Origin of the sequence: Streptomyces sp. NPDC017202, assembly GCF_044331705.1 — a bacterium.
GTDB lineage: Bacteria > Actinomycetota > Actinomycetes > Streptomycetales > Streptomycetaceae > Streptomyces.
Genome location: NZ_JBIRNP010000002.1, coordinates 290,837 through 306,670 on the forward strand (window position 1 = coordinate 290,837; position 15,834 = coordinate 306,670).

A 15,834-nucleotide genomic window follows, 5' to 3' on the forward strand; every position below is an offset into this window, starting at 1 on the left:
GTGCGCGAAAGCGGGTCGACGTGGACGCGCCGGCGGGTACGAACGGGTCGCCGTGGCCCGGCGAGCAGGCGGAAGACGGACCGGAATCGGGGAACGGGGCGGAATGAACGCGTACGACGGAGGCGCCGGCCCCCCGCGGGAGGCCGATGCGCCACGCGGGCCGGAGGCGTCGGCGGAGGAGCGGCGGGTGCGGGACGACCTGCCCGGCGTCCGGACCGAGGACGCTCGGGGCGGCCTGGCAGACGTCCGATCCGAGGACGTTCAGGGCGATCCGCCCGGCGTCCGGCCCGGGGCCGTGCAGGACGGGACCCCGGCCGGAGCCGAGCCGCGGGGCGGCGTTGCCGCCCTCTCCCCGCGCTACCAGGTCGTCGCCGCCTTGGCGCTCGCCGTCGTCGCGGTCGCCGTCTGTGTCCACGTCGGCATGGTGTTCCTCCATGTCGCGCCGTCCAACACGGTCACCAAGGCGCACGGCAAGGCGATCGACGAATACGTCTACCCGGAGTTCGAGCAGAACTGGAAGCTCTTCGCGCCCAACCCGCTCCAGCAGAACATCGCCGTCCAGGTCCGCGCCGACGTCCGCACCGCCGACGGCACGGCGCGCACCACCGGCTGGTTCGACCTGTCCGCCCAGGACGGCCGGGGCATCGACGGCAACCTGGTGCCGAGCCACACCCAGCAGAACGAGCTGCGCCGCGCCTGGGACTTCTACGCCGGCTCGCACGACTCCGACAACCGCTCGACGGGCCCGCGCAGCACTCTCGCCGAGACCTACCTCTGCAACATCGTCGTGCTGCGGCTGGAACGCGGCGAGGCGGCCGGCCGGGGCGGCACCATAGAACGCGTCCAGGTCCGCTCCCGCACCACCAACGTGCCGGCGCCGTCCTGGAGCACCGACAAGGTCTCGTCGACGCCGGTCTACCGGGTGCTGCCCTGGTGGCCACTGGCCGCCGGTGACACCGAGGGAGGCATGCGGTGAACCGGTTCTCCCTGTCGGTGTCCGCCGTGATCGCGCGCGTCACCGGCTCGGCGCTCGGGCCGTACCAGAGCGCCGTGGTCCGCATCGGGTTCAGCCTGACCTGGCTGTTGTTCCTGCTGCGCGAGCTTCCCCACCGTGCGGAGCTGTACGGTCCCGACGGCCCGTGGAGCTGGGAGCTGGCCCGGCGGCTCATCGACGACAACGGCGCCTTCACGGCCCTGATGTGGTCGGACGGCCGGGGCTGGTTCGAGACGGTGTACGCGCTGTCGGTCCTGTCGAGCCTGCTGCTGCTGCTGGGCTGGCGCACCCGCACCATGTCGGTGCTGTTCATGGTGGGCGTGCTCTCGCTGCAGAACCGCAGCGTCTTCGTGGGCGACGGCGGCGACAACGTCCTGCACCTGATGTCGATGTACCTGGTCTTCCTGCGCTGCGGCCGGGTCTGGTCGCTGGACGCGCGGCGGGAGCGGCGCGCGGCCGAGGCACGCGCGCGTGGGGAGCGCGTCACCGACCGGGTCGGGCCCGCCCTGTGGAGCGTGTCCGGCGTGGTGCTGGTCGCGGTGACCGCGGGCGGCCGGCTCGACGGCGACTGGACCGTGCCGCTGATCCTGTGGACGGTGTGGGCCGCGCTGGGCGTGCGGTGGGCCGTCGGGCGCCTCGTGACGTCCGCGCAGCCCCGGATCCTGCTCGACGTGATCACCGACGTCCTGCACAACGGCGCCCTGCTGGTGATCATGGCGGAGGCCTGTCTGATCTACGCGACGGCCGGCTGGTACAAGATCCAGGGCTCGCGCTGGCAGGACGGCACCGCCGCCTACTACCCGCTGCACCTGGACTACTTCTCCCCCTGGCCGGCGCTCGGCGATCTGCTGTCGTCCAGCGGCACCATGGTGATGCTCGTGACGTACGGGACGGTCATCGTGCAGGTCGCCTTCCCGTTCACCCTGTTCAACCGGCGGGTGAAGAACGTCCTGCTCGTCGCCATGATCGCCGAGCACACCGCGATCGCGGTGCTCCTCGGGCTGCCGTTCTTCTCCCTGGCGATGATCGCGACGGACGCGGTCTTCCTGCCGACGTCGTTCCTGCGGAGGCTGGGCGGCTGGGCCGCGCGCGTGTGGGAGGCGTTGCTGCCGCGGCGCGGTGCCGCGGTGCCCGAGCAGCGGAGGGCGCACGAGCCGGGGGACGCCGAGCCCAGCCGCGTAGGCTTCCCGGCATGACCGATCCCGATCCGCTCGGCCGGTGGCGCCGGCTCGCCGACGGCTGTGTGCTGCTCGACGGCTTCCACGCCGTGAAGCACGCCGTGCGCTTCGGGGCCGACGTGCCGGTGGCGGTCGCCGTGGACCGGCGGGCGGCGCTCGCCCTCGCCGACGATCTCGCCCCCGACGTGAGGGTGGCACTGGAGGCGCTCCTGACGGAGGTGCCGGAGGCGGTCTACGCCTCGCTGGTGCCGCGGCCGCATCCCACCGCCGTGGCCGCCCTGGCGGTACGGCCGTCCCGCGAGGCCAATCTGCGGGTGCTGTCCCGCACGCCCCGCCCGGCGCCCGTCGTGGTCCTCGACGATCCGCGCAACCTCGGCAACGCGGGTGCCGTGATCCGGCTGGCCGCCGGCTTCGGGGCGACCGGCGTGGTCACCACCGGCACGCTCGACCCCTGGCACCCGACCGTGGTGCGTGGCGGCGCCGGCCTGCACTTCGCGACCGCCGTGGAGCGGCTGACCGCCGACGAGCTGCCGGCCGGGCCGGTGTTCGCGCTCGACCCGGAAGGGGAGGACATCCGGGGCGTGAAGCTCCCGGACGACGCCGTCCTCGCCTTCGGTTCGGAGCGCAGCGGGCTGTCCGGGGTGCTGCGCGCGCGGGCCGACCACCTGCTGGCCCTTCCGATGCGCCCCCAGGTCTCCAGCTACAACCTCGCGACCAGTGTGGCCATGACGCTGTACCACTGGAGCGCGACCGGGGGCGCCCCGCGCGCTTAGGTTCTTTCGTGTGGATCAGGCCAGGCTCCGCGAGCCCGGCCTGATCCACACGAAGGGAACCAGGTCCCGCGCGGGTCCTCAGGCCTCCCGGCGGACCTCGACCACGCGGAAGCGGTTCGCCACGAACGCGCCGTCGGTGAGCGCGGCGTTGGCCGCCGGATTGCCGCCCGAGCCGTGGAAGTCGGAGAAGGCGGCCGTCTGGTTGACGTACACCCCGCCGGTGAGGTTGAGCGAGAGCTGCGCCGCCTCCTCGAGGCAGACCTCCTGGACGGCCCGCTCCACCTCCTCGTCGCTCGTGTACGCGCCGACCGTCATCGCGCCCTTCTCGCGGACCGTGCGCCGCAGCAGCTCGACGGCGTCCGCCGCCGAGTCGACCGCGACGGCGAAGGAGACCGGTCCGAAGCACTCGCTCATGTAGGCCGCCTCGTCCTCGGGCTTGGCCCCGTCGAGCTTGACGATCACCGGGGTGCGCACGACGGCGCCCGGGAACTCGGGGTTGCTCACCTCGCGGGAGGCCAGGGCGACCTCGCCGAGACCGGCCGCGGCCTCCAGGCGGGCCTGCACGTCCGGGTTGACGATCGCGCCCAGCAGGGCGTTCGCGCGCGCGTCGTCGCCGAGGAGGCCGTCGACCGCGCGGGCCAGGTCGGCGACGACCTCGTCGTAGGTCTTGGGCCCCTCGTCGGTACGGATGCCGTCACGGGGGATCAGCAGGTTCTGCGGGGTGGTGCACATCTGGCCGCTGTACAGGGAGAGCGAGAACGCCAGGTTGGACAGCATGCCCCGGTAGTCGGCGGCCGACTCGACGAGCACCGTGTTGACGCCGGCCTTCTCGGTGTAGACCTGCGCCTGGCGGGCGTTGGCCTCCAGCCAGTCGCCGAAGGCGGTCGAGCCGGTGTAGTCGACGATCCTGATCTCGGGGCGGGTGGCCAGGGTCTTGGCGATGCCCTCGCCGGGCCGCTCGGCGGCGAGCGCCACCAGGTTCGGGTCGAAGCCCGCCTCCGCGAGCACCTCGCGCGCGACGGCCACGGTCAGCGCGAGCGGCAGCACCGCGCGCGGGTGGGGCTTCACCAGGACCGCGTTGCCGGTGGCGAGGGAGGCGAACAGGCCCGGATAGCCGTTCCACGTCGGGAAGGTGTTGCAGCCGATCACCAGGGCGATCCCGCGCGGCACCGGCGTGAACTGCTTGGTCAGCGCCAGCGGGTCGCGCTTGCCCTGCGGCTTGGTCCACTCCGCCGTCTCGGGCGTGCGGACCTGCTCCACGTACGCGTACGCCACCGCCTCCAGGCCGCGGTCCTGCGCGTGCGGGCCGCCCGCCTGGAACGCCATCATGAAGGCCTGGCCGGAGGTGTGCATGACCGCGTGCGCGAACTCGTGGGTCCGGTCGCTGACGCGCTTGAGGATCTCCAGGCAGACCACCGCGCGCATCTCCGCCCCCGCGTCCCGCCAGGCGCGCTGACCGGCCTTCATGGCGGGCAGCAGCTCGTCGATGTCCGCGTGCGGATACTCGACGCCCAGCTCGATGCCGTACGGCGAGACCTCGCCGCCCACCCAGCCGTCGGTGCCGGGCTGGCCGAGGTCCAGGCGGGTGCCCAGGACGCCGTCGAAGGCCGCCTTGCCCGCCGCCGCGTCCAGGCTGCCGTCGGCGCCGTAGGCCTTGGGGTGCTCGGGGTGCGGGGACCAGTACGCGCGGGTGCGGATCGCTTCCAGGGCCTGGTCGAGAGTGGGCCGGTGCTTGGCGATCAAGGCGTGAGCGGTGAGTTCGGCGGCCATGCGGGACCAACTCCTCGTCTGGAGAACTCTTCGTCGAGCTCTGGACCTGGACGGAAACAGGGACAGGAACGGGCAGTCAGGGTTAGAGTAACCGAACGATCGGTCGGGACAAGGGGGTCCGCCGCATCTGTGGAAAACCCCGTGCGGGAGGATCGCGCACATGACAGCACTCGACCTCAGCAGCCCCGTGGCCGTCGTCGGCACCGGCACCATGGGCCAGGGCATCGCCCAGGTCGCGCTGACCGCGGGCCACCCGGTGCGGCTGTACGACGCCGTCGCCGGGCGCGCGGGAGAAGCGGCCGCCACGATCGGTGCCCGTCTCGACCGGCTCGTCGAGAAGGACCGTCTCACCGCCGCCGAGCGGGACGCCGCCCGCGCCCGCCTCACCCCCGTGGACGGCCTCGCCGGACTCGCGGACTGCGCGCTGGTCGTGGAGGCCGTCCTGGAGCGGCTGGACGTCAAGCAGGAGTTGATGCGCGCCCTGGAGGACGTGGTCGGCGAGGACTGTCTGCTCGCCACGAACACCTCCTCCCTGTCGGTGACGGCCATCGGAGGCGCCCTGCGCAACCCGGGCCGTCTCGTCGGTCTGCACTTCTTCAACCCGGCGCCGCTGCTGCCGCTGGTCGAGGTCGTCTCGGGGTTCGCCACCGACGTCTCGTCGGCCACGCGCGCGTACGAGACCGCCCGTGCCTGGGGCAAGACGCCCGTCGCCTGCGCCGACACCCCGGGGTTCATCGTCAACCGCATCGCCCGGCCCTTCTACGCCGAGGCCTTCGCGGTCCACGAGGCGCAGGGCGCCGACCCGGCCACCATCGACGCGGTCCTGCGCGAGTCCGGCGGCTTCCGGATGGGGGCGTTCGAACTCACCGACCTGATCGGCCAGGACGTCAACGAGTCCGTCACGCACTCCGTGTGGCAGTCCTTCTTCCAGGACGTGCGCTTCGCCCCCTCGCTGTCCCAGCGCCGCCTGGTCGAGTCCGGCCGCCTGGGCCGCAAGACCGGACAGGGCTGGTTCGACCACCGCGACGGCGCCGAGCGGGCCGAGCCGCACACCGCGGAGAAGCGCCGGCCGCCCGCGTACGTGGTCGCCGAGGGCGACCTGGGACCCGCCTCGGAGCTGCTGGTGATGATCCGCGAGGCGGGCATCCAGGTCCGCGAGGAGGACGAGGACGGCGGCACCCGCCTGGTGCTGCCGAGCGGCGGCCAGCTCGCCCTCGCCGACGGCCAGACCTCGGTGGAGTTCCGGGACGTCGTCTACTTCGACCTCGCCCTGGACTACCGCAAGGCCACCCGCATCGCCGTGTCCGCCTCCCAGGACACCCCCCAGCAGACGCTCTCCGAGGCCGTCGGCCTCTTCCAGGCGCTCGGCAAGGACGTCAGCGTCATCGGCGACGTCCCCGGCATGATCGTCGCCCGTACGGTCGCGCGGATCGTCGACCTCGCGCACGACGCCGTCGCCAAGGGCGTCGCCACCGAGGAGGACGTCGACACCGCGATGCGCCTGGGCGTCAACTACCCGCTCGGCCCCTTCGAGTGGAGCCGCAGGCTCGGCCGGGTCTGGGCCCACGACCTCCTGGAGGAGCTGCACCTGCGTGAGCCCTCCGGCCGCTACGCGCCCTCTCTGGCGCTCTACCGCCACGGACACTCCGCCGACAAGCGGGAGGGCACCCCATGACCACGGCCAAGCGCGACACGTACACCCCGGAGACCCTGCTCTCGGTCGCCGTGCAGGTCTTCATCGAGCGCGGCTACGACGGCACCTCCATGGAGCACCTCTCCAAGGCGGCCGGCATCTCCAAGTCGTCGATATACCACCACGTCAGCGGCAAGGAGGAACTGCTGCGGCGGGCGGTGAGCCGGGCGCTGGACGGACTGTTCGCGATCCTCGACGAGGAGCACGCGCGTGTGGGACGTGCGGTGGAGCGTCTGGAGTACGTCGTGCGGCGCATGGTCGAGGTGCTCATCTCCGAACTGCCGTACGTGACGCTGCTGCTGCGGGTGCGCGGCAACACCGCCACCGAGCGGTGGGCGCTGGAGCGGCGGCGCGACTTCGACCACCGGGTGGCCGCGTTGCTGAGGGCGGCCGCCGCCGACGGGGACGTACGCGGTGACGTGGAGGTGCGGCTCGCGACCAGGCTCGTCTTCGGCATGATCAACTCGATCGTCGAGTGGTACCGCCCGGACGGGCGGGGCATGGGCGAGCGCGAGGTGGGCGACGCGGTCGCCCGGCTGGTGTTCTCAGGGCTGCGGCGGGCCTGAGGTCATCCCTGCGGCTCCAGGTCCTCCTCCTCGAACACCAGCAGCGTGCGCGTGCTGAGCACCTCCGGGATCGCCTGGAGACGGGTGAGCACCAGTTCGCGCAGTGACCTGTTGTCGGGCGTGTGCACCAGCAGCAGGACGTCGAAGTCGCCGCCCACCAGGGCGATGTGGGAGGCGCCGGGCAGCTGCCTGAGCTGCTCGCGGACCGTGCGCCAGGAGTTCTGGACGATCTTCAGCGTGACGTAGGCGGACGTTCCGTGGCCCGCGCGCTCATGGTCCACGCGCGCGCCGAAGCCGCGGATCACGCCGTCCTCGATGAGCCGGTTGATGCGTGCGTAGGCGTTGGCGCGCGACACGTGGACCCGCTCGGCGACCGACCGTATCGAGGCCCGGCCGTCCGCCTGGAGCATCTGGAGGATGTCCTGGTCGATGGCGTCGAGCGGTCGGGGCGGGGCCTTGGCCTCCGGGCGCGGCGGGGCCATCGTCTCCGCGCGCGGTGGGGCCGTGGTCTCCGCGCGCGGCGGTGAGCTGCCGTCCTGGCTCTCGGCGCTCTCGGCGCTTTCGGCCATTTGTTCAGCTGCCATGTCCCCCCGCCTCTTCGCCGTGGACGTCCTGCACCCATCTCAGGTTGTGAGGAACCGTTTGTCCACAGCCTGGGGGGCCCTGTAGCCAAAATGTGCCGACGACCGAACAATCGGTAGGTGAGGCGGGTCACAGCCGACCCGTCCCCCGTAGCCACTCCCACGAGGAGGTGCCGTCATGACGGTCATGGAGCAGCGGGGCGGATACCGGCCGACACCGCCGCCCGCCTGGCAGCCCCGCACCGACCCCGCGCCGCTGCTGCCCGACGCGGAGCCGTACCGCGTCCTCGGCACCGAGGCGGCCGCGCAGGCCGACCCGGAGCTGCTGCGCAGGCTCTACGCCCAGCTGGTGCGCGGCCGTCGGTACAACGCGCAGGCCACCGCCCTGACCAAGCAGGGCCGCCTCGCCGTCTACCCCTCCAGCACCGGCCAGGAGGCCTGCGAGGTCGCCGCCGCCCTCGTCCTCCAGGAACAGGACTGGCTCTTCCCCAGCTACCGCGACACCCTCGCGGTCGTCGCCCGCGGCGTGGACCCGGTGGAGGCCCTCACGCTGCTGCGCGGCGACTGGCACACCGGCTACGACCCCTACGAGCACCGCGTGGCCCCCCTGAGCACCCCGCTCGCCACGCAGCTCCCGCACGCCGTGGGCCTCGCGCACGCCGCCCGCCTCAAGGGCGACGACGTGGTGGCGCTCGCCATGGTCGGCGACGGCGGCACCAGCGAGGGCGACTTCCACGAGGCGCTGAACTTCGCCGCCGTCTGGCGGGCGCCGGTCGTCTTCCTCGTCCAGAACAACGGGTTCGCGATCTCCGTCCCGCTCGCCAAGCAGACCGCCGCGCCCTCGCTGGCCCACAAGGCCGTCGGATACGGCATGCCCGGCCGGCTGGTCGACGGCAACGACGCGGCCGCCGTGCACGAGGTGCTCGCCGACGCCGTACGGCACGCGCGCGCGGGTGGCGGTCCCACGCTCGTCGAGGCGATCACCTACCGCGTGGACGCCCACACCAACGCCGACGACGCGACCCGCTACCGCGGCGACGCCGAGGTCGAGACCTGGCGCGGGCACGACCCGATCGACCTGCTGGAGCACGAGCTGACCGCGCGCGGGCTGCTCGACGAGGAGACGAGGCAGGCGGCGCGGGACGCCGCCGAGACCATGGCCGCCGACCTGCGCGCCCGCATGAACCAGGACGCCCCGCTCGACCCCATGGACCTCTTCGCCCATGTGTACGCCGAGCCCACCACGCAACTCCGTGAACAGCGCGCCCTGCTGCAGGCCGAGATCGAGGCGGAGCAGGGAGGAACGCACTGATGACCACTGTCGCCGTCAAGCCCGCCACCATGGCGCAGGCCCTCACGCGCGCCCTGCGCGACGCGATGGCCGCCGACCCGTCCGTGCACGTCCTCGGTGAGGACGTGGGCACCCTCGGCGGCGTCTTCCGGGTCACCGACGGACTCGCCGCGGAGTTCGGCGAGGACCGTTGCACGGACACCCCGCTGGCCGAGGCGGGCATCCTCGGCACCGCGGTCGGCATGGCCATGTACGGCCTGCGCCCGGTCGTGGAGATGCAGTTCGACGCCTTCGCCTACCCGGCGTTCGAGCAGCTCGTCAGCCACGTCGCCCGCATGCGCAACCGCACCCGCGGCCGCATGCCGCTGCCCGTCACGATCCGCGTCCCCTACGGCGGCGGCATCGGCGGCGTCGAGCACCACAGCGACTCCTCCGAGGCCTACTACATGGCCACCCCCGGGCTGCACGTCGTCACGCCCGCCACGGTCGCCGACGCCTACGGTCTGCTGCGTGCCGCCATCGCCTCCGACGATCCGGTCGTCATCCTCGAACCCAAGCGCCTGTACTGGTCGAAGGACTCCTGGAACCCTGAGGAGCCGGCAGCCGTTGAACCCATCGGCCGCGCGGTGGTGCGGCGCTCGGGCCGGAGCGCCACACTCATCACGTACGGGCCGTCGGTGCCCGTGTGCCTCGAAGCCGCCGAGGCGGCCCGGGCCGAGGGCTGGGACCTCGAAGTCGTCGACCTGCGCTCCCTGGTGCCGTTCGACGACGAGACGGTCACCGCCTCGGTGCGGCGGACCGGACGGGCGGTCGTCGTCCATGAATCGGGCTCCTTCGGAGGCCCGGGCGGGGAGATCGCGGCCCGCGTCACGGAGCGCTGCTTCCACCACCTGGAAGCACCGGTGCTGCGCGTCGCCGGGTTCGACATCCCCTACCCGCCGCCGATGCTGGAGCGCCACCACCTGCCCGGCGTCGACCGCATCCTGGACGCCGTGGCGCGTCTGCAGTGGGAGGCCGAGAGCTGATGGCACAGGTGCTGGAGTTCAAGCTCCCCGACCTCGGGGAGGGACTCACCGAGGCGGAGATCGTCCGCTGGCTGGTCGAGGTCGGTGACGTCGTCGCCGTCGACCAGCCGGTCGTCGAGGTCGAGACGGCCAAGGCCATGGTCGAGGTCCCCTGCCCCTACGGCGGTGTGGTCACCGCCCGCTTCGGCGAGGAGGGTACGGAACTGCCCGTCGGCGCCCCGCTGATCACGGTCGCCGTGGGCGCACCGGCCTCCGGCGACGCGACGGACGGCCCGGACGCCCCGGTCACCGAGGGCACCCAGAGCGCGTCGGCCGCCGCGGGCGCCCAGGGCTCGGGCAACGTCCTCGTGGGGTACGGCACCTCCGAGGCGCCCGCGCGCCGCCGCAGGGTGCGGCCGGACCGGCCGGCCCCCGCCCCCGTGCCCGTGGCGCCGACGGTGGCCTCGGCGAACGGGGGAGCGCGGACCGCCGAGACGGCGGACGGCCCCGTGGCGGTGATCTCCCCCCTCGTGCGCAGGCTGGCCCGTGAGAACGGCATCGACCTGAGGGAGCTGACCGGCTCCGGTCCTGACGGCCTGATCCTGCGGGCCGACGTGGAGTACGCGCTGCGGGCCGCGGCCGCGCAGGGCCGGACCACGACGGCGACTGCCGAGCCGCACCCGCGTGTGGCCTCACAGGCGGCGGTCGTCACCCCCGCCCCCACCACAGCCACGTCCGGCACCCGCATCCCGCTCAAGGGCGTCCGCGGGGCCGTCGCCGACAAGCTCTCCCGCAGCCGGCGCGAGATTCCCGACGCGACCTGCTGGGTCGACGCGGACGCGACCGAGCTGATGCGTGCCCGTACGGCGATGAACGCGGCCGGGGGGCCGAAGATCTCCCTCCTGGCGCTCCTGGCCCGGATCTGCACCGCGGCCCTGGCCCGCTTCCCGGAGCTCAACTCCACCGTCGACCAGGAAGCCAGGGAGGTCGTCCGCCTGGACCACGTCCACCTCGGCTTCGCCGCCCAGACCGAGCGGGGTCTCGTGGTGCCCGTCGTCCGCGACGCGCACGCCCGCGACACCGAGGGACTCGGCGCGGAGTTCGCCCGGCTCACCGAGGCGGCCCGCACCGGCACCCTCACACCGGCCGATCTGACCGGCGGCACGTTCACGCTGAACAACTACGGCGTCTTCGGCGTCGACGGCTCCACGCCGATCATCAACCACCCCGAGGCCGCCATGCTCGGTGTCGGCCGCATCGTGCCCAAGCCCTGGGTGCACGAGGGTGAACTGGCCGTGCGTCAGGTCGTCCAGCTCTCGCTCACCTTCGACCACCGGGTGTGCGACGGCGGCACGGCGGGCGGCTTCCTGCGCTACGTGGCGGACTGCGTGGAACAGCCGGCGGTGCTGCTGCGCACCCTGTGACCGTGTGGGCACTCCGCCGTTCCGTGTGATCGGAGTGCCGCGCATACTCGGGGGGTGACTCCGAACGAGCCGCGGGCGGTCACCTCCGGCGATCGCCCCGCCCAGGACGCCGCCGCGCCTTTCGAGCAGGGCGTCGGCGTCCCCCTCGTCCGCCGTGCCGACGGCCACGATGCCGTCGTGCTCGCCGGTGGTGGCGCCCGCCGGCTCGGCGGCGCCGACAAGCCCGGTGTGCGGGTGGGCGGGCGCGCCCTGCTCGACCGGGTGCTCGGAGCCTGCGCCGACGCGGAGACCACGGTCGTCGTCGCGGACCCGCGGCCGACCGTCCGGCCCGTGCGCTGGGCACGCGAGGATCCGCCCGGCGTGGGACCGGTGGCGGCACTCGGCGCCGGGCTGCGCCAGGTCACCGCGGGCTCCGTCGTCGTCCTCTCCGCCGACCTGCCGTTCCTCGCGGCGGACACCGTCCGGCGGCTGCTGGCCGCCCTGAACGCGGAGGGTGCCGAGGGCGCGCTGCTCACCGACGCCGACGGCCGTGACCAGCCGCTCGTCGCCGCCTACCGCACGTCCGCCCTGCGCCGTGAACTCTCGGCGCTCGGCGAGGAACACGGCGGCCTCACGGGGCTGCCCCTGCGCCGGCTGACCGCCGGTCTCGACCTCACCCGCGTCCCCGATCCCGTCGCGTCCTTCGACTGCGACACCTGGGACGACATCGCCGCCGCCAGAGCACGCATCAGGGAGCATGGCCACGTGTTGGACGAATGGATTTCCGCAGTCAAGAACGAGCTGGGCATCGATCTCGAGGTCGACACCGGTGCCCTGCTCGACCTCGCCCGCGACGCCGCCCACGGAGTGGCCCGGCCGGCGGCTCCCCTGACCACTTTCCTGGTGGGTTACGTCGCCGGGCGGGCCGGGGGAGGCCCGGAAGCCGTCGCCGAGGCGACCCGCAAGGCCACCGCCCTGGCGATCCGCTGGGCGGAGGAGGCCGACGGGACCGGTGGGGCCGCTCCCGGTGCCGGGTCCACCCCGGGACAGCCCGACGTGGCCCCCGACGCCACGCCCGACACCCGCCCGGACGCAGGATGACCGCCCCCGGCATCCGGGACGGTGAGGACGCCGAAGAGGATCTCGACGTCGAGGAGGTGCTCGCCCTCGTGAAGCACGGCAACCGACCCGCCCGTCCGGCCGCCGGCGCCACACCCGTCCCGGCGGTCACACACGGGGAGGGGCATGGCTCGCACGCCGACACCGCCCCCGCCCGCGAAGTACGCCACGGGAAGGCCGTCGCCACCCCCTGGGCCGACGCCCGAGCCCGCGCCGGCCGTGCCGCCCGTTCCCTCGCCGCCCGCAGCACGCCCGTCTCCGTGGCTCTGGAAGACGCCCTCGGCCTCGTCCTGGCCGCTCCCCTCACCGCCCTGACCGACCTGCCCCCCTTCGACACCTCCGCGATGGACGGCTGGGCGGTCGCGGGGCCCGGTCCCTGGGCCGTACGCGACCAAGGTGTTCTGGCCGGAGGGGCCGGACCCGTACGCCTCGTCGACGGCGAGGCCGTCCGGATCGCCACCGGCGCCCGGATCCCCTCGGACACGACCGCGGTGCTGCGCAGCGAGCACGGCCGCACCGACGAGAAGGGCCGTCTGTACCCCGACCGGGATCTCCCGCACGGACAGGACATCCGTCCGCGCGGCCAGGAGTGCCGCAGCGGTGACCAGTTGCTCCCCTCCGGAGCGGTGGTGACCCCGGCCGTGCTCGGGCTCGCCGCGGCCGCCGGATACGACACGCTCGCCGCGGTCCCCCGCCCTCGTGTCGAGGTGCTCGTCCTCGGCGACGAACTGCTCACCGAGGGCCGCCCGCACGACGGACTCATCCGGGACGCGCTCGGACCGATGCTTCCGCCGTGGCTGCGGGCGATGGGCGCCGAGGTGGTGGCGCTGCGCAGGCTCGGCGACGACGCGGAAGCCCTGCACCAGGCTCTCACCACGTCCACGGCCGATCTGATCGTCACCACCGGCGGGACGGCCGCAGGGCCCGTCGATCATGTTCACCCCATTCTGTGCCGCATCGGCGCCGAACTGCTGGTCGACGGGGTCGAGGTGCGTCCCGGCCATCCGATGCTGCTGGCCGGGATCACGGAGGGCCGGTACCTCGTCGGCCTGCCGGGCAACCCCCTCGCGGCCGTCTCCGGGCTCCTCACGCTCGCCGAGCCCCTGCTGCGCACCCTCGCCGGCCGCCCCGCCCCGGAGCCGTACACGTTGCCCCTGCGGGAGGCGGCGCACGGTCATCCGAGGGACACCCGGCTCGTCCCGGTCGTCCTGCGAGGCGATCACGCTGTACCGCTGCACTACAACGGCCCGGCGATGCTGCGGGGTATCGCGGCGGCCGACGCGCTCGCCGTCGTACCGCCCGGTGGTGCGGGGGCCGGCCAGGAGACGGAACTGCTCGATCTGCCGTGGGCGGCAGCCGGGGTCGGCGCCTGTTTCACGTGAAACACCTGAAGAAGGCGAGTCGTCCGGGTGTTTCACGTGAAACACCCGGACGACTCGCCTCGGCCTGTTTCACGTGAAACATCCCTGTGAAAGAGGGTGCCGTCAGAAGCGTGGCGCCCTGTTCACGACTGCTCGACCACCTTCGCCCGGCTCACCGTGATCACCCGGTCCCCCGCCTGAAGCTGCGTGAGGCGGGGGTCGGCGAAGTCCAGCAGGTCCTTGCCGCGGACGACCGCCACCACCAGGTCCGTGGACGCGCGCGGCGACTTGCCCGCCTCCTGCCTGGTGACGGGGCGCTCGATGAGATCCAGGCCGCTGCCCAGCGTCATGAGGTCCTCCAGGGTTCTGGCCACGGTCGGGCTGACCATGGAGACGCCCAGCAGCCGGCCGGCGGAGCTGGAGCTGGTGACCACCGTGTCCGCACCGCTCTGCTTGAGCAGCGGCACGTTCTCGTCCTCCCTCGCGGTGACGACGATCGTGGCGCGCTTGTTCAGCTGGCGGGCGGTGAGCGTGACCAGGGCGGCGGTGTCGTCGCGCTGCGGGGCCACGATCACCCGGGAGGCGTGGGCGACCTCGGCCTTGAGCAGCGTCTCCGAACGGGTGGCGTCCCCGACCACCGACACCAGCCCGTCGTCCCCGGCCGCGTGCGCGGCCTTGCTCTGGGCGTCCACCACGACGATCTGCTCCTTGGGAACGCCCTGTCCGACGAGCGTCTTCACCGCGTGCCGGCCCTTGGTGCCGTAGCCGACGACCACGACATGCCGGTGGGTGCGGCTGCGCCAGCGGTGGATGCGGACCTGCTGACGGGTGCGCTCGGTGAGGACTTCGAGGGTCGTGCCGACCAGGATGATCAGGAACAGCACGCGCAGCGGCGTGATGACGAGGATGTTGACGAGTCGGGCCGAGTCGCTGACGGGGGTGATGTCGCCGTAGCCGGTGGTGGAGAGGGTGACGGTGGCGTAGTAGGCGGCGTCGAGGAAGTCGACGGAGCCGTCGGAGTTGTCGTTGTAGCCGCCTCGGTCGAGGTAGACGATCAGTGTGGTGACCATCAGCACCAGCAGACCGAGGGCGAGGCGCCGCAGCACCTGCTGGAGCGGGGGGAGGGCGCTCTGCAGCGGCATCGTGATGGAGCGGCCCGCCTCGGCGTCGTCCCGTGCTTCGGCGCGCGAGCGGTACCACAGGGACCGGAAGAGAGAGAGCCGTCCCGGCCCGGCCGACTGTCGTTCATGGTCTCGCATCGCGTGGCCCCCTGTGGTGGTGATCCGATCGGTGGGCACCATGGTTCCCGGCGGAGTTGCGCCCATCGCACGCGACACCCGTTCGCCCACTGACCTTTCGCCCAGCAACCCGGAGGTCCCCCTTGCGCGACCACACTGTCGTCGTCGGATTCGGCACGAAAGGCCGGTCCGCGATCCGGACCGCCTGCACGGCGGGCCTGCGGAAGGAGCAGGTCGTCGTGATCGATCCCGGTGCCAGGATGATCGAGGCGGCGACGGCCGAGGGCTACGAGGGCGTGGTCGGTGACGGCACCCGCAGTGACGTCCTGCGGCGGGCGGAGGTGCAGCGGGCCGGGCGGATCATCATCGCGACGGAACGCGACGACACGGCCGTGCTCGTGGCCCTGACGGCCCGCCAGCTCAACCCGCGGGCGAAGATCGTGGCCGCGGTGCGCGAGGAGGAGAACGCGCCGCTGCTGAAGCAGTCCGGCGCCGACGAGGTCATCACCAGTGCGGGAGCGGCCGGGCGGCTTCTCGGCCTGTCCGTGCTCAGCCCCGCGGCGGGCCGGGTGATGGAGGACCTCATCCACCAGGGCAGTGGACTCGACCTCGTCGAACGGCCGGTCACCAAGGCCGAGGCGGGGCGCATCCCGCGCGAGACGGACGACCTGGTGGTGAGCGTCGTGCGCGGTCACCGGGTGCTGGCCTACGACGATCCGGCCATCGGAGTGCTGGAGTTGACGGACCGTCTCGTCACCATCGTGCGTGTGCCGCCGAAGCCGCCGAAGGCGCTGCGCTTCTGACCGGGCCGGACACCCCTCTGACCGGGCCGCACACCCCGGCCCGCGGCTGAGAGAGGCGCC

General features: G+C 73.1%; 13 protein-coding genes and 1 pseudogene. 11 read left to right on the top strand and 3 right to left on the bottom strand.

Going from position 1 to position 15,834, the window contains the following annotated elements; all coding sequences use genetic code 11:
* The first annotated feature begins 103 nt into the window (after positions 1-103).
* From ACH4N1_RS05555 to ACH4N1_RS05565, 3 genes are read left to right on the top strand one after another with little or no spacing between them, the layout of a single operon-like run.
* Positions 104-976: a DUF5819 family protein gene (locus ACH4N1_RS05555; protein ID WP_398094685.1), complete on the top strand. Its 873-nt coding sequence runs from the start codon at positions 104-106 to the stop codon at positions 974-976.
* A complete protein-coding gene (locus ACH4N1_RS05560) occupies positions 973-2,190 on the top strand; it encodes an HTTM domain-containing protein (RefSeq protein WP_398094686.1) in 1,218 nt (405 codons plus the stop codon). The genes ACH4N1_RS05555 and ACH4N1_RS05560 overlap by 4 nt, the downstream gene beginning before the upstream one ends.
* Positions 2,187-2,945, top strand: coding sequence for a TrmH family RNA methyltransferase (locus ACH4N1_RS05565; RefSeq protein WP_398094687.1), 759 nt, complete (start codon positions 2,187-2,189; stop codon positions 2,943-2,945). Before ACH4N1_RS05560 ends, ACH4N1_RS05565 begins: the two co-directional genes overlap by 4 nt.
* A 78-nt stretch (positions 2,946-3,023) precedes the next feature.
* Here the strand turns inward: ACH4N1_RS05565 and paaN are convergent, their stop codons facing one another.
* Positions 3,024-4,715, bottom strand: a complete 1,692-nt coding sequence (gene paaN / locus ACH4N1_RS05570) for a phenylacetic acid degradation protein PaaN (RefSeq protein ID WP_398094688.1) — start codon at positions 4,713-4,715, stop codon at positions 3,024-3,026.
* A gap of 160 nt (positions 4,716-4,875) precedes the next feature.
* Here paaN and ACH4N1_RS05575 point away from each other — a divergent pair, with 160 nt between their 5' ends.
* Positions 4,876-6,390, top strand: coding sequence for a 3-hydroxyacyl-CoA dehydrogenase (locus ACH4N1_RS05575; RefSeq protein ID WP_398094689.1), 1,515 nt, complete (start codon positions 4,876-4,878; stop codon positions 6,388-6,390).
* Positions 6,387-6,974: a TetR/AcrR family transcriptional regulator gene (locus tag ACH4N1_RS05580; protein WP_398094691.1), complete on the top strand. Its 588-nt coding sequence runs from the start codon at positions 6,387-6,389 to the stop codon at positions 6,972-6,974. Before ACH4N1_RS05575 ends, ACH4N1_RS05580 begins: the two co-directional genes overlap by 4 nt.
* Positions 6,975-6,976: 2 nt before the next feature.
* Here the strand turns inward: ACH4N1_RS05580 and ACH4N1_RS05585 are convergent, their stop codons facing one another.
* Positions 6,977-7,456 carry an Lrp/AsnC family transcriptional regulator gene (locus ACH4N1_RS05585; protein WP_398095251.1) on the bottom strand — a complete coding sequence of 160 codons (480 nt, stop codon included), beginning with the start codon at positions 7,454-7,456 and terminating at the stop codon, positions 6,977-6,979.
* Positions 7,457-7,733: 277 nt separating this feature from the next.
* Between ACH4N1_RS05585 and pdhA the strand changes: the two genes are divergently transcribed.
* From pdhA to ACH4N1_RS05610, 5 genes are all read left to right on the top strand, one after another.
* Positions 7,734-8,867 (top strand): pyruvate dehydrogenase (acetyl-transferring) E1 component subunit alpha, encoded by a 1,134-nt coding sequence (pdhA, locus tag ACH4N1_RS05590; protein ID WP_398094692.1) that lies wholly within the window; start codon positions 7,734-7,736, stop codon positions 8,865-8,867.
* The gene (locus ACH4N1_RS05595) at positions 8,867-9,871 is read left to right on the top strand and encodes an alpha-ketoacid dehydrogenase subunit beta (protein WP_398094693.1); all 1,005 of its coding nucleotides are present in this window, start codon (positions 8,867-8,869) and stop codon (positions 9,869-9,871) included. Before pdhA ends, ACH4N1_RS05595 begins: the two co-directional genes overlap by 1 nt.
* Positions 9,871-11,274, top strand: coding sequence for a dihydrolipoamide acetyltransferase family protein (locus tag ACH4N1_RS05600; protein WP_398094694.1), 1,404 nt, complete (start codon positions 9,871-9,873; stop codon positions 11,272-11,274). The genes ACH4N1_RS05595 and ACH4N1_RS05600 overlap by 1 nt, the downstream gene beginning before the upstream one ends.
* Positions 11,275-11,451: 177 nt before the next feature.
* Positions 11,452-12,354: an NTP transferase domain-containing protein gene (locus tag ACH4N1_RS05605; protein ID WP_398095253.1), complete on the top strand. Its 903-nt coding sequence runs from the start codon at positions 11,452-11,454 to the stop codon at positions 12,352-12,354.
* Positions 12,351-13,754, top strand: a complete 1,404-nt coding sequence (locus tag ACH4N1_RS05610; protein ID WP_398094696.1) for a molybdopterin molybdotransferase MoeA — start codon at positions 12,351-12,353, stop codon at positions 13,752-13,754. Before ACH4N1_RS05605 ends, ACH4N1_RS05610 begins: the two co-directional genes overlap by 4 nt.
* 122 nt (positions 13,755-13,876) lie before the next feature.
* On the opposite strand, the gene ACH4N1_RS05615 is transcribed toward ACH4N1_RS05610, so the two are convergent.
* Positions 13,877-14,992, bottom strand: a complete 1,116-nt coding sequence (locus ACH4N1_RS05615) for a potassium channel family protein (RefSeq protein WP_398094697.1) — start codon at positions 14,990-14,992, stop codon at positions 13,877-13,879.
* A 113-nt stretch (positions 14,993-15,105) separates the two neighbouring features.
* Between ACH4N1_RS05615 and ACH4N1_RS05620 the strand changes: the two are divergent.
* Positions 15,106-15,774, top strand: a pseudogene (locus tag ACH4N1_RS05620) (potassium channel family protein); the annotation flags it as partial.
* Positions 15,775-15,834 lie beyond the last annotated feature (60 nt).